General features: G+C 61.5%; 21 protein-coding genes and 1 tRNA gene. 1 reads left to right on the top strand and 21 read right to left on the bottom strand.

Annotation, left to right across the window (positions count from 1 at the left end; all coding sequences use genetic code 11):
- Nucleotides 1-14: 14 nt before the first annotated feature.
- From nuoF to rpsO, 18 genes are all read right to left on the bottom strand, one after another.
- The gene (gene nuoF / locus GCN75_RS14635) at nt 15-1,310 is read right to left on the bottom strand and encodes an NADH-quinone oxidoreductase subunit NuoF (protein ID WP_010399729.1); all 1,296 of its coding nucleotides are present in this window, start codon (nt 1,308-1,310) and stop codon (nt 15-17) included.
- A complete protein-coding gene (gene nuoE / locus GCN75_RS14630; RefSeq protein ID WP_034749989.1) occupies nt 1,307-1,786 on the bottom strand; it encodes an NADH-quinone oxidoreductase subunit NuoE in 480 nt (159 codons plus the stop codon). The genes nuoF and nuoE overlap by 4 nt, the downstream gene beginning before the upstream one ends.
- A gap of 12 nt (nt 1,787-1,798) precedes the next feature.
- Nucleotides 1,799-3,052: an NADH-quinone oxidoreductase subunit D gene (locus GCN75_RS14625; RefSeq protein ID WP_034749992.1), complete on the bottom strand. Its 1,254-nt coding sequence runs from the start codon at nt 3,050-3,052 to the stop codon at nt 1,799-1,801.
- Complete coding sequence (locus GCN75_RS14620; protein WP_034779526.1) at nt 3,052-3,645, bottom strand: NADH-quinone oxidoreductase subunit C; 594 nt, start codon at nt 3,643-3,645, stop codon at nt 3,052-3,054. Before GCN75_RS14620 ends, GCN75_RS14625 begins: the two co-directional genes overlap by 1 nt.
- A 17-nt stretch (nt 3,646-3,662) precedes the next feature.
- On the bottom strand, nt 3,663-4,139 hold the full coding sequence (locus GCN75_RS14615) for a NuoB/complex I 20 kDa subunit family protein (RefSeq protein ID WP_010399733.1): 477 nt from the start codon (nt 4,137-4,139) through the stop codon (nt 3,663-3,665).
- Between the two features lie 3 nt (nt 4,140-4,142).
- On the bottom strand, nt 4,143-4,502 hold the full coding sequence (locus GCN75_RS14610) for an NADH-quinone oxidoreductase subunit A (RefSeq protein ID WP_010399734.1): 360 nt from the start codon (nt 4,500-4,502) through the stop codon (nt 4,143-4,145).
- A gap of 177 nt (nt 4,503-4,679) precedes the next feature.
- Nucleotides 4,680-4,764: transfer RNA gene (locus tag GCN75_RS14605), tRNA-Leu, on the bottom strand.
- Between the two features lie 202 nt (nt 4,765-4,966).
- A complete protein-coding gene (secG, locus tag GCN75_RS14600) occupies nt 4,967-5,371 on the bottom strand; it encodes a preprotein translocase subunit SecG (RefSeq protein WP_034749996.1) in 405 nt (134 codons plus the stop codon).
- Nucleotides 5,372-5,399: 28 nt separating this feature from the next.
- Nucleotides 5,400-6,149 (bottom strand): triose-phosphate isomerase, encoded by a 750-nt coding sequence (tpiA, locus tag GCN75_RS14595; RefSeq protein ID WP_152283155.1) that lies wholly within the window; start codon nt 6,147-6,149, stop codon nt 5,400-5,402.
- 72 nt (nt 6,150-6,221) lie between these two features.
- The gene (locus GCN75_RS14590; protein WP_152283154.1) at nt 6,222-7,202 is read right to left on the bottom strand and encodes an NAD(P)H-quinone oxidoreductase; all 981 of its coding nucleotides are present in this window, start codon (nt 7,200-7,202) and stop codon (nt 6,222-6,224) included.
- 95 nt (nt 7,203-7,297) lie between these two features.
- Nucleotides 7,298-7,906 carry a tetratricopeptide repeat protein gene (locus GCN75_RS14585; protein WP_152283153.1) on the bottom strand — a complete coding sequence of 203 codons (609 nt, stop codon included), beginning with the start codon at nt 7,904-7,906 and terminating at the stop codon, nt 7,298-7,300.
- 64 nt (nt 7,907-7,970) lie between these two features.
- A complete protein-coding gene (locus tag GCN75_RS14580; protein ID WP_152283152.1) occupies nt 7,971-8,732 on the bottom strand; it encodes a GIN domain-containing protein in 762 nt (253 codons plus the stop codon).
- A gap of 109 nt (nt 8,733-8,841) precedes the next feature.
- On the bottom strand, nt 8,842-9,051 hold the full coding sequence (locus GCN75_RS14575; RefSeq protein WP_152283151.1) for a hypothetical protein: 210 nt from the start codon (nt 9,049-9,051) through the stop codon (nt 8,842-8,844).
- 161 nt (nt 9,052-9,212) lie between these two features.
- Nucleotides 9,213-11,159 carry a methyl-accepting chemotaxis protein gene (locus GCN75_RS14570; RefSeq protein ID WP_193317515.1) on the bottom strand — a complete coding sequence of 649 codons (1,947 nt, stop codon included), beginning with the start codon at nt 11,157-11,159 and terminating at the stop codon, nt 9,213-9,215.
- Nucleotides 11,160-11,280: 121 nt separating this feature from the next.
- On the bottom strand, nt 11,281-11,577 hold the full coding sequence (locus GCN75_RS14565; protein ID WP_226941398.1) for a hypothetical protein: 297 nt from the start codon (nt 11,575-11,577) through the stop codon (nt 11,281-11,283).
- 9 nt (nt 11,578-11,586) lie between these two features.
- Nucleotides 11,587-12,282 carry a hypothetical protein gene (locus GCN75_RS14560; RefSeq protein ID WP_152283149.1) on the bottom strand — a complete coding sequence of 232 codons (696 nt, stop codon included), beginning with the start codon at nt 12,280-12,282 and terminating at the stop codon, nt 11,587-11,589.
- Between the two features lie 215 nt (nt 12,283-12,497).
- A complete protein-coding gene (pnp, locus tag GCN75_RS14555; RefSeq protein WP_152283148.1) occupies nt 12,498-14,615 on the bottom strand; it encodes a polyribonucleotide nucleotidyltransferase in 2,118 nt (705 codons plus the stop codon).
- 233 nt (nt 14,616-14,848) lie between these two features.
- On the bottom strand, nt 14,849-15,118 hold the full coding sequence (gene rpsO, locus GCN75_RS14550) for a 30S ribosomal protein S15 (protein WP_010399743.1): 270 nt from the start codon (nt 15,116-15,118) through the stop codon (nt 14,849-14,851).
- A 185-nt stretch (nt 15,119-15,303) separates the two neighbouring features.
- Here rpsO and bamE point away from each other — a divergent pair, with 185 nt between their 5' ends.
- Nucleotides 15,304-15,801 (top strand): outer membrane protein assembly factor BamE domain-containing protein, encoded by a 498-nt coding sequence (gene bamE / locus GCN75_RS14545; protein WP_152283147.1) that lies wholly within the window; start codon nt 15,304-15,306, stop codon nt 15,799-15,801.
- Nucleotides 15,802-15,933: 132 nt separating this feature from the next.
- Here bamE and GCN75_RS14540 read toward each other — a convergent pair whose 3' ends face one another.
- The 3 genes from GCN75_RS14540 to GCN75_RS14530 all read right to left on the bottom strand — a co-directional run bounded on the left by GCN75_RS14540 (nt 15,934) and on the right by GCN75_RS14530 (nt 19,292).
- Nucleotides 15,934-17,478 carry a 2-isopropylmalate synthase gene (locus GCN75_RS14540; RefSeq protein WP_152283146.1) on the bottom strand — a complete coding sequence of 515 codons (1,545 nt, stop codon included), beginning with the start codon at nt 17,476-17,478 and terminating at the stop codon, nt 15,934-15,936.
- Between the two features lie 48 nt (nt 17,479-17,526).
- Entirely contained in the window at nt 17,527-18,378 is an 852-nt protein-coding gene (gene pssA, locus GCN75_RS14535) for a CDP-diacylglycerol--serine O-phosphatidyltransferase (RefSeq protein ID WP_152283145.1), read from the bottom strand.
- A gap of 158 nt (nt 18,379-18,536) precedes the next feature.
- Entirely contained in the window at nt 18,537-19,292 is a 756-nt protein-coding gene (locus GCN75_RS14530; protein ID WP_152283144.1) for an SIMPL domain-containing protein, read from the bottom strand.
- Between the last annotated feature and the right edge of the window lie 72 nt (nt 19,293-19,364).

Here is a 19,364-nt window from a genome sequence, read left to right as displayed (position 1 = left end):
TTACCTGACGCAGCTTAGATATATGCGGGCACTAAGCAATGCTTGTGCTCGATATGATATTCAAATTCTTCACGGAAATTCTTAATGAAGGCCCGTACCGGCATGGCAGCCGCATCGCCCAGCGCGCAAATGGTGCGGCCCTGGATGTTGTCGGCGATCGAGTTGAGCATGTCCAGGTCGTCTGGACGACCCTGCCCCTGCTCGATGCGGTGCACCATGCGGTACATCCAGCCTGTGCCTTCACGGCAAGGCGTACACTGGCCGCACGATTCTTCAAAGTAGAAGTAGGACAGGCGTTCCAGCGCCTTTACCATGCAGCGTGTTTCGTCCATCACGATGACGGCGCCCGAACCCAACATCGAACCGGCTTTCGCGATCGAGTCATAGTCCAGGTCGGTCTGCATCATGATGTCGCCGCGGATCACCGGAGCGGACGAACCGCCAGGGATCACGGCCTTGATCTTTTTGCCACCGCGCATGCCGCCTGCCAGTTCCAGCAGGGTCGCAAACGGGGTGCCGAGCGGCACTTCGTAGTTGCCCGGTTTTTCCACGTCGCCCGAGATCGAGAAGATCTTCGAACCGCCATTGTTCGGCTTGCCCATGGCCAGGTATTTCTCTGGACCGATGTTCAGCACGAATGGCACGGCCGCGAAGGTTTCCGTGTTGTTGATCGTCGTCGGCTTGCCGTACAGGCCAAACGAGGCAGGGAAAGGCGGCTTGAAGCGCGGCTGGCCTTTCTTGCCTTCCAGCGACTCCAGCAGGGCCGTTTCTTCGCCGCAGATGTAGGCGCCATAACCATGGTGCGCATGCAACTGGAACGAGAACTCGCTGCCCATGATCTTGTCGCCCAGGAAACCGGCGGCGCGCGCCTCTTCCAGCGCTTCTTCGAAACGCAGGTATTCCTGGAAGATCTCGCCGTGGATGTAGTTGTAACCCACGGTGATGCCCATCGCATAAGCGCCAATGGCCATGCCTTCGATCAGCGCATGGGGATTGTAACGAATGATGTCGCGGTCCTTGAAAGTGCCCGGTTCGCCTTCATCTGTATTGCAGACGAGGTATTTTTGACCCGGGAACTGGCGCGGCATGAAGCTCCACTTCAAGCCGGTAGGGAAACCCGCGCCGCCACGGCCGCGCAAGGACGAAGCCTTGAGGTCGGCGATGATCTGTTCCGGCGTGATTTTCTCTTCCAGGATACGCCGCAGGGCCGAATAGCCGCCGCGGTTCACATAATCTTGCAAATGCCAGTTCTTGCCATCCAGATCCTTCAGGATCAATGGATCGATATGGCGGTTGTGGAGTGACGTCATTTCTTGAGTTCCTCCAGCATGGCGTCGATTTTCTCGTTCGACATCCAGCTGCACATGGTTTTATTACTGACCAGCAAGACAGGCGCATCGCCGCAAGCACCCATGCACTCGCCTTCAACCAGGGTGAACTGGCCGTCAGCGGTGGTTTCGCGGAAATCGATACCCAGTTTCTGCTTCAGGTAGTCTGCAGCGCGCACGCCGCCCGACAGGGCGCATGGCAGGTTGGTGCACACGGTGATCTTGTGCTTGCCCACGGGTTTCACGTTGTACATATTGTAGAACGTGGCCACTTCCTGCACGGCAATCGCCGGCATGCCGATGTAATCGGCCAGTTCCTTCATGGTTTCCGGCGCCAGCCAGCCCAGTTCATCCTGGGCATGGGCCAGCGCGGCCATGACGGCCGACTGACGCTGGTCGGCCGGGTACTTGGCCAGCTCGCGGTCAATTTTCTTATAGCATTGCTCTGATAACAACATACTTTTTGCCTCTTAGCGGTCAATACTGCCGAACACGATATCTTGCGTCCCGATGATGGTCACGGCGTCGGCAAGCATGTGCCCACGCGCCATCTCGTCGAGCGACTGCAAGTGGGCGTAGTCTGGCGCGCGCAGTTTCATGCGGTACGGCTTGTTGGCGCCATCGGACACCAGGTACACGCCGAACTCGCCCTTCGGATGTTCCACGGCGCTGTAGGCCTCGCCTGGCGGCACGTGGAAACCTTCCGTAAACAGCTTGAAGTGGTGAATCAGCGATTCCATGTTGGTCTTCATGTCGACGCGGCCCGGAGGCGCCACCTTGCGGTTGCTGGTCATGACAGGACCTTCATTGTTGCGCAGCCACTCCACGCATTGCTTGATGATGCGGTTCGACTGGCGCAGCTCTTCCACGCGGACCAGGTAGCGGTCGTAGCAATCGCCGTTGGTGCCGATAGGAATGTCGAAATCCATCAGGTCGTACACTTCGTACGGCTGTTTCTTGCGCAAGTCCCACTGCACGCCCGAGCCGCGCAGCATGGCGCCCGTAAAGCCCATGGCCAGCGCATCTTCCGGCGAGACCACGCCGATGCCGACGGTACGCTGTTTCCAGATACGGTTGTCGGTCAGCAGGGTTTCGTACTCGTCCACCGAGTTCGGGAAACGGCGCGCGAAGTCTTCGATGAAGTCCAGCAGCGAACCCTGGCGGTTTTCGTTCAGCTTGCCGATGGCCTTGGCGTTGCGGATGATCGACGCCTTGTGCTGCGGCATCGCGTCCGGCAGGTCGCGGTACACGCCGCCCGGACGGTAGTAGGCCGCGTGCATGCGCGCGCCCGACACTGCCTCGTAGGCGTCAAACAAGTCTTCGCGGTCGCGGAAGCAATACAGGAACGGCCCCATGGCGCCGACGTCCAACGCGTGGGTGCCCAGCCACATCAGGTGATTCAGGATGCGCGTCATCTCGTCGAACATGACGCGGATGTACTGCGCGCGCAGGGGCACTTCCAGGCCCAGCATCTTTTCGATGGCCATCACGTACGCGTGTTCATTGCACATCATCGACACATAGTCGAGACGGTCCATGTACGGCACGGATTGCAGGTAGGTCTTTTGCTCGGCCAGCTTCTCGGTGGCGCGGTGCAGCAGGCCGATATGCGGGTCGGCGCGCTGGATGACTTCGCCATCCATCTCCAGCACCAGGCGCAGCACACCGTGCGCGGCCGGATGCTGTGGCCCAAAGTTCAGGGTGTAGTTCTTAATCTCAGCCATTATTTCATCCCGTAATGTTCTTCGCGGATCACGCGCGGCACGTTTTCCCGCGGCTCGATCGTCACGGGCTGGTAAATCACGCGCTTTTGTTCCGGATCGTAGCGCATCTCGACATAGCCGGAGACGGGGAAATCCTTGCGGAACGGATGGCCGATGAAACCGTAGTCGGTCAGCAGGCGGCGCAAGTCGTTGTGGCCTTCGAAGAGGATGCCCAGCAGGTCGAACGCTTCGCGCTCGTACCAGTTGACGGCACGCCAGATACCCACCACGGAAGGCAGCAGCGGCATGTCGTCGTCCGGTGCGAACACGCGCACGCGCACGCGCCAGTTGTGCTTGACCGACAGCAGGTGCGAGACGGCCGCGAAACGCAGGCCATCCCAGCTACCGTCGCCATAGGTCGAGTAGTCGACGCCGCACAGGTCGAGCAATTGCTCGAAATGCAGGGTCGGATCGTCGCGCAAGGTTTGCATCACGGCCAGGTAGTCCTCGGCCTTGACGACCAGGGTCACTTCGCCCAGCGCAACGGTCGTGCTAACGCGATCGCCCAGGGCAGTGCCGAGGGCGTTTTGCAATACTTCTAAATGTGTTGTCATAATCTGAAGCGGCCCCGTTAGCGTGCGATCGTGCTGGTACGCTTGATCTTGTTCTGCAACTGCATGATGCCGTACAACAAGGCTTCAGCGGTCGGAGGACAGCCAGGCACATACACGTCGACGGGCACGATGCGGTCGCAGCCGCGCACCACAGAGTAGGAGTAATGGTAGTACCCGCCGCCATTGGCGCAGGAACCCATCGAGATGACCCAGCGTGGCTCTGCCATCTGGTCGTAGACCTTGCGCAGGGCCGGCGCCATCTTGTTGCACAGGGTGCCGGCAACGATCATGACGTCGGACTGACGCGGCGACGGACGAAACACGACGCCGAAACGGTCCATATCGTAGCGGGCTGCGCCCACATGCATCATTTCGACCGCACAGCAGGCCAGACCGAACGTCATCGGGAACATAGACCCGGTGCGCGCCCAGTTGATCAGCTTGTCGGCCGAGGTGGTGATGAAACCTTCGCTTAATACGCCTTCAATAGCCATGGCTTATTCCCAGTCAAGGGCACCTTTCTTCCAAATGTACCAAAATCCGACCACGAATTCAGCGATGAACACCATCATCGTGACGAAACCGGCCCAGCCCAGGTCGCGCATTGCAACGCCCCATGGGAAAAAGAATGCCGTTTCCAGATCGAACAAAATAAACAGGATTGCGACCAGATAGTAGCGCACATCAAATTTCATGCGCGCGTCTTCGAATGCTTCAAAGCCACATTCGTACGGGGAGAGTTTTGCTGCGTCAGGCTTGTTAGGGCCTAACAGGCGCCCCAGGAGCTGGGGAGCGATACCGACACCAAGGCCGATAATAATGAACAGCAGGACGGGGAAGTAATTTTCGAGGTTCACGATTGATGAGCTTATATTGAACGATCGGTTAAATGAGGACGCTGCGATCATTTGCAGCGTATCTAACGCACGACCCCAATCAAAGCTAAGACCAGGATCGAACGACACATCCTCGTAAAAAAAGCCAGCAACTTTGTACGAGCCATGGCTCGTGCGCCGTTGCTGGCTTCTGATTTCTGGTGCCGACGACGAGACTCGAACTCGTACAGCTTTCGCCACTACCCCCTCAAGATAGCGTGTCTACCAATTTCACCACGTCGGCGGTAAGGCCCGTATTCTACTCTGCTTTGCCGCTAAAGTTAATGCACAAATGCATCAAAACACAGATAAAAACGATAAATTTTTACATCTTCCAGCGCGCCACGATTTTTTCCTGCCGCACTGCTAAAACATTGAGCAATAATCTGCCCGTAATGAGAATTACTCTCGATGAGGTATCGAGTAACTACCCGGCGACTAGCCGATTACTTCGGAATCGCACCGGCCGGGGTGCTGGCAACCGGAGCTGCCGCTGCCGGAGCGCTGGCAGCCGGAGCTGCTGCTGGCACCGTCGTCGGGATGGCGCCTGCGCCGGTCACCGGCACTGGCTTGACGACTTTATCCATCACACCGCCACCCACCGTGGTGGCGCGCTGATTGGCCATCAGCGACAGGGCCAGGGTGGCGCCGAAGAAGATCGCGGCGGCAACGCCCGTCGACTTCGACATGAAGTTCGACGAACCCGTCGCACCGAACAGGCTGCCCGATGCGCCCGAACCGAAGGCGGCACCCATGTCGGCGCCCTTGCCGTGCTGCAGCAACACCAGCGCGATAATCGACAATGCCGAAATAACCTGTACTACCACTACCAGATTGAACATCATGTTCATTGCAATTCCATTCTTAGTTTAAAGTAATTCAATCAGCGGCGTGAATAATCGCCAGGAAATCCGCCGCCTTCAATGCTGCTCCACCGATCAGACCGCCATCGATATCCGGCATCGCCATCAATTCTTTTGCGTTCTCTGGCTTCATGCTGCCGCCGTACAGGATCTGCACGCCGGCCGCCGCTACCGCATTCTTTGCCACCAGCTGGCCGCGCAACTCCTGATGCACGTCCTGCGCCATTTGCGGCGTCGCTGTCTTGCCCGTGCCGATGGCCCAGACCGGCTCGTAGGCCAGCACCAGTTTCGCCACGTCGTCGCCGCCGATGGCTGCCAGCACGGCACCCAGCTGCTGCGCCACTACGGCATTGGTCTGGCCCGCTTCGCGCTGCGCCAGCGTCTCGCCGATACAGACGATGGGCGTGATGCCCGCCGCCAGCGCGGCAACCGTCTTGGCAGCCACTTGCGCATCGCTCTCGCCATGGTAGGCGCGACGCTCGGAATGCCCGATCACCACATAGCTGCAGCCAAAGTCCTGCAGCATGGCGGCCGAGATTTCTCCCGTGTAGGCGCCGCTGGCGTGCGCGGACACATCCTGCGCGCCCCAGCCCAGAGCCGAGCCTGCCAATTGCGCCTGGCACTGCGCCAGATACGGCGCGGGCACGCAGACGGCGCTGGCGGCGCCAGAGGCAGCCAGGCCAGCGACTATTTCAGACAATAACACCGCGTTCGAGGTGCGACTGCCGTTCATTTTCCAATTTCCGACGACGAGTTTGCGACGCATAGTAGCCTAAATTCTAATAACCCGTCATTCTAACTCCGGCACCGATGCCGGTCAAACAGGCAGTGCCCCGTTTCAGGCAACTTGCAACATGATCTTGCCCACGTGCGTGCTCGCCTCCATCAAGGCATGCGCCTCGTTGGCTTTTTCCAAAGGGAAAGTTTTGTAGATCACGGGCTTGATCTTGCCCGCTTCGATCAGGGGCCAGACGGTCGTGCGCAAATGGTTCGCGATGGCAGCCTTGAAGGCGACCGAACGGGGACGCAGGGTGGAACCCGTCACCGTCAGGCGACGGCGCAGCAAGCTACCCAGGTCCAGCTCCGCCTTGGTCCCGCCCTGCACGGCGATCAGGCCGATGCGGCCATCATCGGCCAGGCAATCGATTTCGCGCGGCAGGTAATCGCCGCCCACCATGTCGAGGATGACGTCGACGCCGCGGCCGCCAGTCAGTTCCTTGACGACCGCCACGAAATCTTCCGTGCGGTAATTGATGCCCCGTTCGGCACCCAGTGCTTCGCAGGCACGCGCCTTGTCGTCGCTGCCCGCCGTGGCGAACACGCGATGGCCCAGGGCGGCGGCCAGCTGGATGGCCGCCACGCCGATGCCGGACGTGCCGCCCTGCACCAGCAGGGTTTCGCCATCGGCCAGCGCGCAACGGTCGAAGACATTGCTCCACACGGTAAAGAAGTTTTCCGGCAGGGACGCGCCTTGCAGCGCCGTCAAGCCTTTCGGCAAGGGCAGGCACTGGCCGGCAGGCGCGGCGCAGTATTCGGCATAGCCGCCGCCCTGCACCAGCGCGCAGACCAGGTCGCCCTTGCTGAATCCGGTGTTAGCAAAGTCGCCATCGACGACTTCGCCCGCCACTTCCAGGCCCGGCAAGTCGGAGGCGCCGGCCGGCGGCGCATACTTGCCCAGGCGCTGCAGCACGTCGGGGCGGTTGATGCCGGCCGCGTGCACCTTGATCAGCAATTCGCCTGCCTTGAAGGCGGGAACGGGATGCTCGGCGATCTGCAGAACGTCGGCGGGACCTGGCTGGCTGATGGCAACTGCACGCATGGCGGGACTCTTTCTAGGCAAAACGGCGATTGTACGCCAAGCCGCCCAGCCTTGCAGGCGCCCTCCCGAGGAGCCTGCCGACGCCACCCCCGGCCTTAGCCGGCGCCCGTTTTCGACTGGCGCGGCAAGGGCGTGCCCGGTTTCCACTTCGCCGACAGGGCCTGCCCCTCCTCGACTTGCTCAGGCGTCATCTTGCGCACCACAGCGGCGCGCTGGTCGGCCGCATTCGCATTGCCATTTGCCGCCGCCAGGTTCCACAGCATGTAGGCGATGACGTTGTCCTGCTGCACGCCGCCCATGTGGTAGCGATACATCAGGCCCAGCACCTGCTGCGCCTCTGCATGGTTCTGCTCGGCCGCCTTGCGGAACCAGCCCACGGCTTGCTTGTGATCCTGCAGCACGGCATTGCCCGTGTAATACATGGCGCCCACCACATACTGGGCATCGGCCTTGCCCTGGTCGGCCGCCTTGCGGTGCCAGAACATGGCTTGCTTGTAATCCTGCGGCAAGCCCCGGCCCATGTAATACATCAGGCCCAGCAAATGCTGGGCGTCGGCGTTGCCGGCCTTAGCAAGGGGCAATATTTCCTTGTAGGCTAGCGCGTAATTCTTGTTGTTGTAGGCGCTGGCGCCTTCGACAAAGCCCGCCCGCGCGGGTAGCTGTATGACGCACAGCATGAGTAATGTAATGATCAGTTTTTTCATCGGAATGGGAAGAGGTCTGACTGTACTGTTATCGGAACACGCCTTGCGGCATGCACGGACATCCTTATTTCCAGCTCACTTTGCCCAGGCCCTCGACGCTGACATCGCGGTTGGCCGGCTTGCCGTACACCACCACCGAACCGAGTCCGCTCAGGTTCAGCTTGGCATTCGTATGGGCATTCACCGTGGCATTACCGAGGCCGCTCAATTCCAGGTTGACGGCATCGGCTTCGAATTGCTGCGCATTCAGACTGCCCAGGCCGCCCAGGCTGGCCTTCAGCAGACGCCCGCGTCCGCCCAGCACCACCGAGCCAGCGCCCTGCAAGTCCAGTTCCGCGCGCTCATTGTTGCCGATCCAGATCTGCATGCTGCCCACGCCGCCCAGGCTGGCATTGAGCTTGCGGTAGTCGCCCACCAGCTTGATGCTGCCCGCCCCTTCCAGCGACAGGGTCAGTTCCTCGCCCTTGAAGCCCGTGATGTCCGTGCTGCCAAAGCCTTCCGAGCTCAGCTCGCGCAAGTTCGGCAAGACCAGGTCGGCGCGTATCGACGAAGGGCCGATCTTGATGCCGCGCACTTCCGTTTCGATATGCAGGGTGTCGCCGCTTTGCGCCGTGCTGACATCGGCGATGTAGCGCTTGTCGGCCGTGATGCTCAGCGAAGGCACGTTGCCCTGGCGAATGCGCACTTCCATCACGCCATCGAGCTTGACGCGCACCACGCGGGCGTCGATGTTGCGCATTTCCAGCAGGCGGGTCTCGGCGGCCGCGCCGCGCACCAGGCCCAGTGTCGCCAGGAACAGCAGCGCCAGTTGCAGTGTCTTTTTCATGTAGTGCATCCTCGGTATCTTGTTTTTATGTGTCGTGGCGTCCGCGCGGGACGTCCGCGCATTGCCACTGGCCAACACTGTAGCAGCGCAGAAAACTGCTGACAATCGATTACGCGAAACGGGCTTTTTCGGCGGCGCTCAGGCGCTTGGCCTTGACTACCACCACTTGCATGGCAGCTTTGCCCGCCGGTGCGGCCAGGGTGGCCGTGGTGCTGGCCACTTGCAGGGCCGGGGCGGCCGGGGCGATGGCGTAGCAGCTGGCGCTGACCAGGATGGCGGCGGCAACGGCGATGACTTCCATGTTTTTAGCGACGTTCATTTGAATCTCCTCGGGTGTCTGGCAGTGGGCTTGCGGTATGGTGTCACTATAGCCATACCGGCCCCGGCAGACACGCCGATTGCGACGAACTGCGTTTTTGGCAGGCTGGCCTGACAAAAACGCGGATAAACGTCGATTTGCAGCTGCGCGCTTACAGGCGCTTAAAACTCTTCCCACTCGTCGGCGCCGGACTTGGCCGCCTTGACGGGCCTGGCCGGCGGCAGCACGCGGGCCGGCGCGCGCGGCGCTGGCGCAGCCGGCTTGGCCTTGAGGCGCGTCACGGGCGCGGGCGCCGCGGCAGGGCCCGCATCGCCGAGGCGGAACATGCCGACGGCCTGCGCCAGGTCCACCGCCTGCTCCTGCAAGCTTTCCGCGGCAGCCGCCGCCTGCTCGACGAGAGCGGCATTTTGCTGCGTCATGGTATCCATGTGCGTGACGGCCGTATTGATCTCGCCGATGCCGGCGCTCTGTTCGCGGCTGGCCACCGTGATCTCGCTCATGATGGCCGTCAATTGCTGCACCGACGCCACCACCTGGTCCATGGTCTGGCCCGCCTCATCGACGAGCCTGCCGCCGGCGCCCACCTTCTCCACCGAGTCGCCGATCAGCTCCTTGATTTCCTTGGCCGCCTGGCTCGAACGCTGCGCCAGGTTGCGCACTTCGGATGCCACCACGGCAAAGCCCCTGCCCTGTTCGCCCGCGCGCGCCGCCTCGACGGCCGCGTTCAAGGCCAGGATATTCGTCTGGAAGGCGATGCCGTCGATCACGCCGATGATGTCGACGATCTTGCGCGAGCTTTCCTGGATGCCCGCCATGGTGCCCACCACCTGCTGCACCACGCGGCCGCCCTTGGCCGCCACTTCCGAGGCGGACACGGCCAGCTCGTTGGCCGCATGCGCGTTTTCCGCATTCTGCTTGACGGTCGAAGTCAGCTCATCCATCGAGCTGGCCGTTTCTTCCAGCGCCCCCGCCTGCGCTTCCGTGCGCGAAGACAGGTCGGCGTTGCCGGCGGCAATGTCGGCCGATTCGCTGCGCACCAGGGTACTGATGCTGCGGATCTGTACCAGCACGGTGGCGATCTTTTCCACGAACAAATTGAACGCCTGGGCGATCTGCGCCAGTTCATCCGCGCCTTCCGCATCGAGGCGGCTGGTCAGGTCGCCGTCGCCCGTGGCGATCGCTTCCATCGCATCGCGCACCAGTCCCAGGCGGCGCAAGGCGCGCGCCACCAGCGCGCTCAATACGGTGGCGGCCAGGGCCAGCACCAGCAAGGCCGTCAAGGCCGAGGCGCGCAGCATGGAGCTCAGCGCCTGCGTCGCTTCCGAACGGTCGAGCACAGTAGCGAGCAGCCAGTCGCTGCCCGGCACCTTACTTACATGCAAGATGCCGTCGCGCTCGCCCAGGCGGATGGCGGCGCCATCGCCGCTCTTTTCGATATCGGCCAGCGCCTGCGCGCTCAAGCCCGGGTCCAGTTCGGCCAGCGGCTTCAGGGTCAGCTTGCCGTCCGGGTGGGCGATGATCTTGCCGCCGCCATCGACGAGGAAGGCGTAGCTGGCCGCCGTCGGCTTGATCGAGGCGACGTTCTGCACCACCGCATCCATCATCACGTCGGCCGCCAGCACGCCCGTCACGCTGCCCTTGCCGCCCAGCGGCTCGGCAAACGTCACCACCAGCTTGCCCGTGCTGGCGCCGATGTACGGCGCCGTGATGACGGGGCCGCCCGCTTCGGACGCCAGCTTGTACCAGGGACGCGCCGTGGGATCGTAGTCGGCGGCGCGCTGGCGCTCCTGCGAAAAGACGGCGTGCTTGTCGGCAAAGCCGATATACGCCATGTCAAACGTACCGGCCTGCTCAGCCGCCTTCAGGGCCGGCAACGGATCGGCCGCCGTGGCACCCTGCTTGAGCGAGCCCACGACGGCTTGCTTGGAACGCAGCCACTCGGCAATCGCTTGCGCGTGGCTGTGCGACAACTGCAGCATCTGCGTGTCGAGCGCGGCCAGGGTGCTGGAGCGCGTGGTATAAAAATTGGCGATGGCGACGGCCAGCATGGCCAGCACGACGATGGAAACGGCGATGGCGATCAGCCGCGCCTTAAGAGAGGACAACATGGTGCATCCAATAAAAAAGATAAAATCGGGAGGGATGCGCCATGGTCGATGAATAAGATTTTGTCGTCAAGCAATACTGACTCTCAATTACCCATAAACAACAATTGATACCATATATTAATCATATCTCGCCGCGCAGCTTGCGCAGGGCCGCCGATTCGCCGCCCGTCGCCGCGATGCGGAAACGGGCAAATGCCTGTTCCAGCTCGGGGTAACGGCGCAAGCCGCCTTCCGTAAAATAAGGCCCGCCGGGGATGTCGCCCCAGGCCACAGGGGCGGTCAAGGCGCCGGCAGCGGCCTGCGCCAGCAGCGGCGCCAGCGCGCTGCGCAGGCCGGCCACTTCCCCATCGGCGGGCGCCAGGCGCGCCAGCAACTGTTCCAGTTCGGCGGCAAGGGCCTGCAAGCGCAGCTGGTCCATCATCTCTCCTCAATTCTTGATCGTGCCGATCAGCACGGGGGCCGACCACAAGTTGCGGTTCGGTAGCAAATACTGTTGCGCCCCGCCCCTGCGCCGCACCAGGCCGCCCAGCTCCTGCGTGGGCGCCACCTGGCTGACGAAGACGTTCACCGTGCCCTTGGGCATGATCTGGTACACATCATACAGCGGCGCCTCGCTCTTCAAGGGCAAGCCGAAACAGTCGGCCAGGCTGGCGCACTGGCCCGAGGCCAGCTGCAGCTGCGCGCTGGTGGTGAAGTACGGCGAATACGGCGACACGCTCTGCCCATGGGGCACGATTTTCACCAGCGCGGCCGACATGGCTTGCACGTCGGGCAAGGTGCTGCCGGAAGCGAGCTGCTCGACCGCCCGCGCATATATCGTCTCGGCGGGGGCGGCAGGATCGGCCGCGCGCAATTCGCGCAGGAACTGCTGCCCTGCCGTGCTGTCCAGGTAGGGGTCGATGGCTGCGCGCTGCAAGCCCGCCGTCTTGAAAGTGCTGAGGTCATTGATTTCGCGCGCATGCACGGCGCGCAAGGCGTCGATATCCTGCGCCGGCATGGCCGTGGACGCGGCGGCAATGGGGATGGGCAGCGGCACCGGCGTGGGCGCGTTGTCCAGCTGTGCCCGGACACCGGGCGCGACGGCAAGCAGAAAGGCGGCGGCCAGCCCGCATAGTGTACGCATGCTGCATCTCCTTGGAAGACTCGTTCAGGGGAAGATCCCATCCCGAATCTACAAGGAGCAAACCGCGCCAACGCGAGCTGCATCAAGGCCGGCGCAGACTGGCGCGCTGGCCAGCATTCGCCTTCGATGCAGCGCAAACGCCGCGCATAAAAAACCGCCAGGGCTTGCGCGCCGGCGGTTTTTGAGCATGCGGCCGAAGCCGCATTTAGCCTAACTTAAGCGGCTGGCGCTTCGTTGCCTTCGGCAGCTTTCATCGACAGTTTCAGACGGCCGCGGTCGTCCGTTTCCAGCACTTTTACGCGGACCAGCTGGCCTTCTTTCAGGTAGTCGGCCACGGCGTTGACGCGCTCGTTGGCGATCTGCGAGATGTGCAGCAAGCCGTCCTTGCCTGGCATGACTTGCACGATGGCGCCGAAGTCCAGCAGTTTCAGCACGGTGCCTTCGTAGGTCTTGCCCACTTCGACGGAAGCGGTCAGTTCTTCGATGCGGCGCTTGGCTTCCTGGCCGGCAGCAGCATCGACGGAAGCGATGGTGACCACGCCTTCGTCGCTGATGTCGATCTGGGTGCCCGTCTCTTCGGTCAGCGCGCGGATCACGGCGCCGCCCTTGCCGATCACGTCACGGATTTTTTCCGGGTTGATCTTGATGGTGATCAGACGCGGTGCGAAATCGGACAGTTCGGTTTTGACGTGCGGCATGGCTTTTTGCATTTCGCCCAGGATGTGCTCGCGGCCTTCCTTGGCTTGCGCCAGTGCCACTTGCATGATTTCCTTGGTGATGCCCATGATCTTGATGTCCATCTGCAGCGCCGTGATACCGTTGCGGGTACCGGCTACCTTGAAGTCCATGTCGCCCAGGTGATCTTCGTCGCCCAGGATGTCGGACAGCACGGCAAACTTGCCGCCTTCCTTGATCAGGCCCATGGCGATACCGGCCACGTGTTCTTTCATCGGCACGCCGGCGTCCATCAGTGCCAGGCAGCCGCCGCACACCGATGCCATCGACGACGAACCGTTCGATTCCGTGATTTCCGATACCAGGCGCACCGAGTAGCTGAACTCTTCAGCGGCTGGCAGGGCGGCGATCAGCGCGCGCTTGGCCAGGCGGCCGTGGCCGATTTCGCGGCGTTTTGGCGTACCGACACGGCCCGTTTCGCCGGTGGCGAACGGAGGCATGTTGTAATGCAGCATGAACGAATCGGTGAACTCGCCCATCAGCGCGTCGATCTTCTGGCTGTCGCGGGCGGTGCCCAGGGTGGCAACGACCAGCGCTTGCGTTTCGCCGCGCGTGAACAGGGCCGAACCGTGGGTGCGTGGCAGCACGCTGGTGCGGATCGAGATCGGACGCACGGTGCGCGTGTCGCGGCCGTCGATGCGTGGCTCGCCGTCCAGGATTTGCGTACGCACGATTTTCGCTTCGATGTCGAACAGGATGTTGTTCACTTCGGCGCTGTCGATCGCTGCGCCGCCGGCAGCAGCTGCTTCAGCGCTCAGGTCGGCGATCACTTCCGACGTCGCTGCTTTCAGCTTGGCCGTACGCTCTTGCTTGTCCTTGGTTTGATACGCATCGTTGATCTTGGCGTTGGCGAAATGCGCGACGCGGGCGATCAGTGCTTCGTTTTTCGGCGCAGGCGCCCATTCCACTTCCGGCTTGCCGCCGTCACGCACCAGGTCGTGAATCGCGTCGATGACGACTTTCATCTGGTCGTGGCCGAAGACCACGGCGCCCAGCATGATTTCTTCGGACAGTTGCTGCGCTTCCGATTCGACCATCAGCACGGCCGTTTCGGTACCGGCGACAACCAGGTCCATTTGCGACGTTTTCAGTTGCTGGACGGTCGGGTTCAGGATGTACTGGCCATTGGCGTAACCGACGCGCGCAGCGCCGATCGGGCCGTTGAAAGGCACGCCCGATACGCACAGGGCAGCCGATGCGCCGATCATGGCGGCGATGTCCGGATCGATTTCAGGGTTGACCGACAGCACGTGAATGATGACTTGCACTTCATTCAGGTAGCCTTCCGGGAACAGCGGACGGATAGGACGGTCGATCAGACGGGAAGTCAGTGTTTCTTTTTCGGAAGGACGGCCTTCGCGCTTGAAAAAACCGCCCGGGATTTTACCGGCAGCATAGGTTTTCTCGACATAATCAACCGTCAAAGGGAAGAAATCCTGGCCTGGCTTGGCATCTTTGCGTGCCACCACCGTTGCCAGAACGACGGTATCTTCGATCGACACCAGCACTGCGCCGGATGCCTGACGTGCGATTTCGCCGGTTTCCAGGGTCACTTGATGTTGACCGTACTGGAAGGTTTTCGTAACTTTGTTAAACATGGGGTATCCCTTTTCTAATTGCCGACAGATTTTCAGGGGCTGTCGTTCACCTCACCACAGGCGGCGTAAAAATGCTGCCTTTACTTGTTACCACCTTTGCTACATTGCTGCTAAAACATGATATCGGTAAGAGAATACTTCACTTACGGATATAAATCCGGAATTCAAATGACAAAATGCCCGCGTCAGCGAACTGGCGCAGGCATTTCTGTATAAACCTTGTACGGCAAAAATTACTTGCGCAGACCAAGTTTAGCGATCAGGTCGCGATAACGGGTAGCGTCTTTAGCCTTCAGGTAGGACAACAGGCTCTTACGACGGTTGACCATCATGATCAGGCCGCGGCGGGAGTGGTGATCTTTCGAGTGGGCTTTGAAGTGGCCGTTCAGTTCGTTGATGCGAGCTGTCAGCAGTGCAACTTGCACTTCAGGGGAGCCGGTGTCGTTTTGACCACGTGCGTTGTCCGCGATGATAGCGGCTTTGTTGATGTTTTCTACTGTCATGATAAACCTTTCACATGCGGTGCACAGAGTCTGAACCCTATCCACCGTGAACTACGATTATTAAAATACTGGCCGATGCTTCCAACCAGACGCGCAAGTATATCGGAAAAATGCCCGCCTGTATCCTGCCGTGCGCGCTTTTCTCGGTGCATGATAGGGTTTTCCTGCATTTCAGGAGGTCAAACATGAAAAAGCTGCTCAAATTAGCAACACCGCTGCTGCTTGCCGCGCTGGCCGGCTGCGCCAGCTGGAACGCCCCGCCGCCGCAGGCGGGCGAACCGCGCGCCGCCGTGGAAGCGCGCCTGGGCCGGCCGACCAACATCTACCAGTTGCCCACGGGGCTGGAGCTGGAATACGCAACGGGACCGTACGGCCAGTACACCTATATGGCCCGCTTCGGTCCCGACGACAAGTTAATTTCCTATGAGCAAGTGCTCGACACGCCGGGCTTTGCCCGCATCAAGGTGGGCGTGTCGACCCAGCAGGACGTGCTGCACACCCTGGGCCGCCCGACGGAAAAATCCTATCTGCCGCTGCCCAAGCTGTACGTCTGGTCCTACCGCTACAAGGAATCGGGCGTGTGGGATTCCATGATGCATGTGCACTTCGACCACGACGGCATCGTGCGCATGATGATGAATGGGCCCGACCCGGACAAGGAAGAGCGGCGCTTTTTCCGCTGATTCATTACCTGTGCAACAACGCCTGATAATACCGTAGCGAGCGGAAGAGAGAGGTGGCTAAGAAGCGCAACCGCACTCTGGTACGGTGAGCATCAAATTCGGGGGGCAGACCCGGCGGGTCTGCCCCCCGACTTACGGCTGGGGATCGATGCGCTCATCCTTGGCATGCAGTTTATTCAGTGCCGACAGATACGCCTTGGCCGACGCCACGATGATGTCCGGGTCGGCGCCCACGCCGTTGACGATGCGTCCGTCGCGCGACAAGCGCATCGTTACTTCGCCCTGCGACTGCGTGCCCGTGCTGATGGCATTGACGGAGAACAAGACCAGTTCCGCCCCGCTGGCGGCCGCGCTTTCGATGGCGTTGACGGTGGCGTCGACGGGGCCGTCGCCCTGCCCTTCGCAGCTCAGCTGCTTGCCGCCGACGAGAAATTCCACGCGGGCGCGGGGCACGGCGCCCGTCGTCGACTGCTGCGTCAGCGAAATAAAACGGTAGTGCTCACTCTCCTGCGCCTGCTGTTCCTCGCTGACGAGGGCCATGATGTCTTCATCAAAGATGTCGGATTTGCGGTCCGCCAGCTCCTTGAAGCGGATGAAGGCGGCGTTGATGTCCGCTTCCGATTCCAGCGCGATGCCCAGCTCGTGCAGCCGCTGCTTGAAGGCATTGCGGCCCGATAATTTGCCCAGCACGATCTTGTTGGCCGTCCAGCCCACGTCTTCGGCGCGCATGATTTCATATGTTTCGCGCGCTTTCAAGATGCCGTCCTGGTGGATGCCGGACGCGTGCGCAAAGGCGTTCGCGCCCACGACGGCCTTGTTCGGCTGCACGGCAAAGCCCGTGATCTGCGACACCATTTTTGACGCGGCCACGATTTGCGTCGTGTCGATGCCCACCGTCAGGTTGTAATAGGCGGCGCGCGTGCGCAGCGCCATCACCACTTCTTCCAGCGCCGTATTGCCGGCCCGCTCGCCCAGGCCGTTGACCGTGCACTCGATCTGCCGCGCGCCGCCTATCATGACGCCGGCCAGCGAATTGGCCACAGCCAGGCCCAGGTCGTTATGACAATGGACAGACCAGATGGCTTTGTCGGAATTCGGTATGCGTTCGCGCAGGCGCTTGATGGTATTGCCGAAGATTTCAGGCACGGCGTAGCCCACCGTGTCGGGAAAATTGATGGTGGTGGCGCCCTCGGCGATCACGCCTTCCAGCACGCGGCACAGGAAATCCTCATCGGAGCGGCTGCCGTCCTCGGGACTGAATTCGATGTCGGCCGTGAATTGGCGGGCAAAGCGCACGGCGTTCTGCGCCTGCAACAAGACTTCCTCGGGCGTCATGCGCAGCTTCATCTGCATGTGCAGGGGCGAGGTGGCAATAAAGGTGTGGATGCGCTTGCGCTCGGCCGGCGCCAGTGCTTCGGCGGCGCGGGCGATGTCGCGGTCGTTGGCGCGCGACAGCGAACAGATGGTCGACTCGCGCACGGCGCCCGCAATTGCCCGTATCGACTCGAAATCGCCCTGCGAGGCAGCGGCGAAGCCCGCTTCGATCACATCGACCTTCATGCGTTCGAGCTGCTTGGCGATGCGCAGCTTTTCCTCGCGCGTCATGGAAGCGCCCGGCGATTGCTCGCCGTCGCGCAAGGTGGTGTCAAAAATGATGAGTCGGTTGCTGGTGCTCATGGCTGCTCCTGGCTGGCTGAAGACTGGCGGCGCTACCGACTCGGCGCATCAATGCTCGGGGTCGGTCTGTATGATGCTGACGGGCTTGCCCTTCGCCATGCGCCAGAAAAACACGGCGTAGCCGGACAGGCCATAGGCGACGAAAATCGGGAACAGCACTTTCGGCGGGTCGATGGAAATGAGCGCAAAGAACAATGCCAGCAGGAATACCACGATGAAGGGCACGGACTTGCGGAAATTCACATCCTTGAAACTGTAGAACGGCACGTTGGTGACCATGGTCAGGCCGGCGAACAGGGCGATCGTCCACGACACCCAGGCCAGCTGGTTGCCGGCAAATTCCAGGTCGTTCATCAGCAGGATGAAGCCGGCCACCATGGCCGCCGCCGCCGGACTGGGCAAGCCCTGGAAGAAGCGCTTGTCGACCACCTGGATGTTCGTGTTGAAGCGGGCCAGGCGCAGGGCGGCGCCGGCGCAATACACGAAGGCGGCCAGCCAGCCCAGCTTGCCCATGCCGCGCAGCGACCACTCATAGATCACCAGCGCCGGCGCGGCGCCAAACGACACCATGTCGGACAGGCTGTCGTACTGGGCACCGAATTCGCTCTGCGTATTCGTCAGGCGCGCGATGCGGCCGTCGAGGCCGTCGAGGATCATGGCGATGAAGATGGCCCAGGCCGCGTGTTCGAATTTCTGGTTCATGGCCATGACGATGGCGTAGAAGCCGCAAAACAGGGCTGCCGTCGTGAAGGCATTCGGCAACAGGTAGATGCCGCGGCGGCGCAAGGTTTTCTTGCCAGTGCCATCGGTCACCGGCTGGCGCACGAATTTGCTGAAGCGGGACGCTTTGGATGCTGCGGGGGTGCCGTTCTTGCCTCTACGACGGGGGAAGTTTGCCATGTTGTTCCATATCTTGTGTACTGCCGGGGATTCGGTGCCAGATGACGGGTGCACGGCCATTACACCATGCGCCTGCCGATGTTGCCATTATAGAGGAGCCGCCGCCAAAGAAAAGCGCGGCGGAGCAAACCTGGCAACATTGAAGGCCATTCACATGATTACTTGAACTTGATTTTCGCTACCAGTCCCATGTTCAGGGTCGTTTCGCCCGGCTCGAAACTCGGTTCGGCCACCTGGCTGCCGCCATAGCCCATGGAGTCGGCGCTCATGGCGCGTGCGCCGGCCACGTTGACGCGTTGCGCGTAGTTGCCCGAACCTTCGAAATCGATGGTGTCGATCACGGCGTCATTGACGTTGCGGCCCATGGCGCCGGCAATCGCAGCCACGCGCTCGTTCAGGTTCTTGTAGGCGGCGGCGATGCGCTGGTCGTCGAGCTTGCGGATGGTGGCGGGCGCCAGGCCGAAGTTCAGGCGGTTCAGGGTCAGCACGCCTTGTGCCGCGGACACGGTTTTCGGCAAGGCGGCCAGATTCGTCGTCGTCACCTGCAGATACTGGCCCACTCTCCAGCCGGTCGGCACGCGCGGCTTGGCCGCGACACCCGGCGGCAGGGGCGCCGTTTCCGGGTACACGGCATACGTGTAGTAGCCTTGGGTCTTCAGCACGGCTTGCGGATCGGCTTTCTTGACGATGGCCACGCCCTGGTTCATCTTCTGGTTCACGCGCGAGGCGGCGGCGGCCTTGTCCTTGTCCTGCTCTTCGATGGCCAGGGTGACGGTCACCTGGTCATTCGCATGCACCACTTCGCCATTCGCGGGCACCACCACAAGGGTGCCCGCAGTGGGCAAGGCCTGGGCTTGTGCGCCCAGGGCAACGGTAGCAACGGCCGCAGCCAGCAACGATTTCATGACGGTCATAGTATTCTCCTGGAAAATAATGGGGCAAAAACGACCATGGGGCCAGAAGCCCCATGATTTTTCAAACAATCT

The sequence above is a fragment of the Janthinobacterium violaceinigrum genome (assembly GCF_009208555.1).
Classification (GTDB): domain Bacteria; phylum Pseudomonadota; class Gammaproteobacteria; order Burkholderiales; family Burkholderiaceae_D; genus Janthinobacterium; species Janthinobacterium violaceinigrum.
Note: the sequence above shows the minus strand (reverse complement) of the source record. Positions and strands in the feature narration are given on the sequence as shown.

Bases quoted from the DNA above. Each gene is read 5' to 3' on its own strand.
- bamE (WP_152283147.1), top strand. From the start codon at position 15,304: ATGAAAAAGCTGCTCAAATTAGCAACACCGCTGCTGCTTGCCGCGCTG.
- nuoF (WP_010399729.1), bottom strand. From the start codon at position 1,310: ATGACGTCACTCCACAACCGCCATATCGATCCATTGATCCTGAAGGAT.
- pnp (WP_152283148.1), bottom strand. From the start codon at position 14,615: ATGTTTAACAAAGTTACGAAAACCTTCCAGTACGGTCAACATCAAGTG.
- GCN75_RS14575 (WP_152283151.1), bottom strand. From the start codon at position 9,051: ATGAACGTCGCTAAAAACATGGAAGTCATCGCCGTTGCCGCCGCCATC.
- secG (WP_034749996.1), bottom strand. From the start codon at position 5,371: ATGAACATGATGTTCAATCTGGTAGTGGTAGTACAGGTTATTTCGGCA.
- rpsO (WP_010399743.1), bottom strand. From the start codon at position 15,118: ATGACAGTAGAAAACATCAACAAAGCCGCTATCATCGCGGACAACGCA.
- tpiA (WP_152283155.1), bottom strand. From the start codon at position 6,149: ATGCGTCGCAAACTCGTCGTCGGAAATTGGAAAATGAACGGCAGTCGC.
- GCN75_RS14570 (WP_193317515.1), bottom strand. From the start codon at position 11,159: ATGTTGTCCTCTCTTAAGGCGCGGCTGATCGCCATCGCCGTTTCCATC.
- GCN75_RS14620 (WP_034779526.1), bottom strand. From the start codon at position 3,645: ATGACAACACATTTAGAAGTATTGCAAAACGCCCTCGGCACTGCCCTG.
- GCN75_RS14580 (WP_152283152.1), bottom strand. From the start codon at position 8,732: ATGAAAAAGACACTGCAACTGGCGCTGCTGTTCCTGGCGACACTGGGC.
- nuoE (WP_034749989.1), bottom strand. From the start codon at position 1,786: ATGTTGTTATCAGAGCAATGCTATAAGAAAATTGACCGCGAGCTGGCC.
- pssA (WP_152283145.1), bottom strand. From the start codon at position 18,378: ATGGCAAACTTCCCCCGTCGTAGAGGCAAGAACGGCACCCCCGCAGCA.
- GCN75_RS14585 (WP_152283153.1), bottom strand. From the start codon at position 7,906: ATGAAAAAACTGATCATTACATTACTCATGCTGTGCGTCATACAGCTA.
- GCN75_RS14615 (WP_010399733.1), bottom strand. From the start codon at position 4,139: ATGGCTATTGAAGGCGTATTAAGCGAAGGTTTCATCACCACCTCGGCC.
- GCN75_RS14540 (WP_152283146.1), bottom strand. From the start codon at position 17,478: ATGAGCACCAGCAACCGACTCATCATTTTTGACACCACCTTGCGCGAC.
- GCN75_RS14530 (WP_152283144.1), bottom strand. From the start codon at position 19,292: ATGACCGTCATGAAATCGTTGCTGGCTGCGGCCGTTGCTACCGTTGCC.
- GCN75_RS14560 (WP_152283149.1), bottom strand. From the start codon at position 12,282: ATGCGTACACTATGCGGGCTGGCCGCCGCCTTTCTGCTTGCCGTCGCG.
- GCN75_RS14565 (WP_226941398.1), bottom strand. From the start codon at position 11,577: ATGGACCAGCTGCGCTTGCAGGCCCTTGCCGCCGAACTGGAACAGTTG.
- GCN75_RS14590 (WP_152283154.1), bottom strand. From the start codon at position 7,202: ATGCGTGCAGTTGCCATCAGCCAGCCAGGTCCCGCCGACGTTCTGCAG.
- GCN75_RS14625 (WP_034749992.1), bottom strand. From the start codon at position 3,052: ATGGCTGAGATTAAGAACTACACCCTGAACTTTGGGCCACAGCATCCG.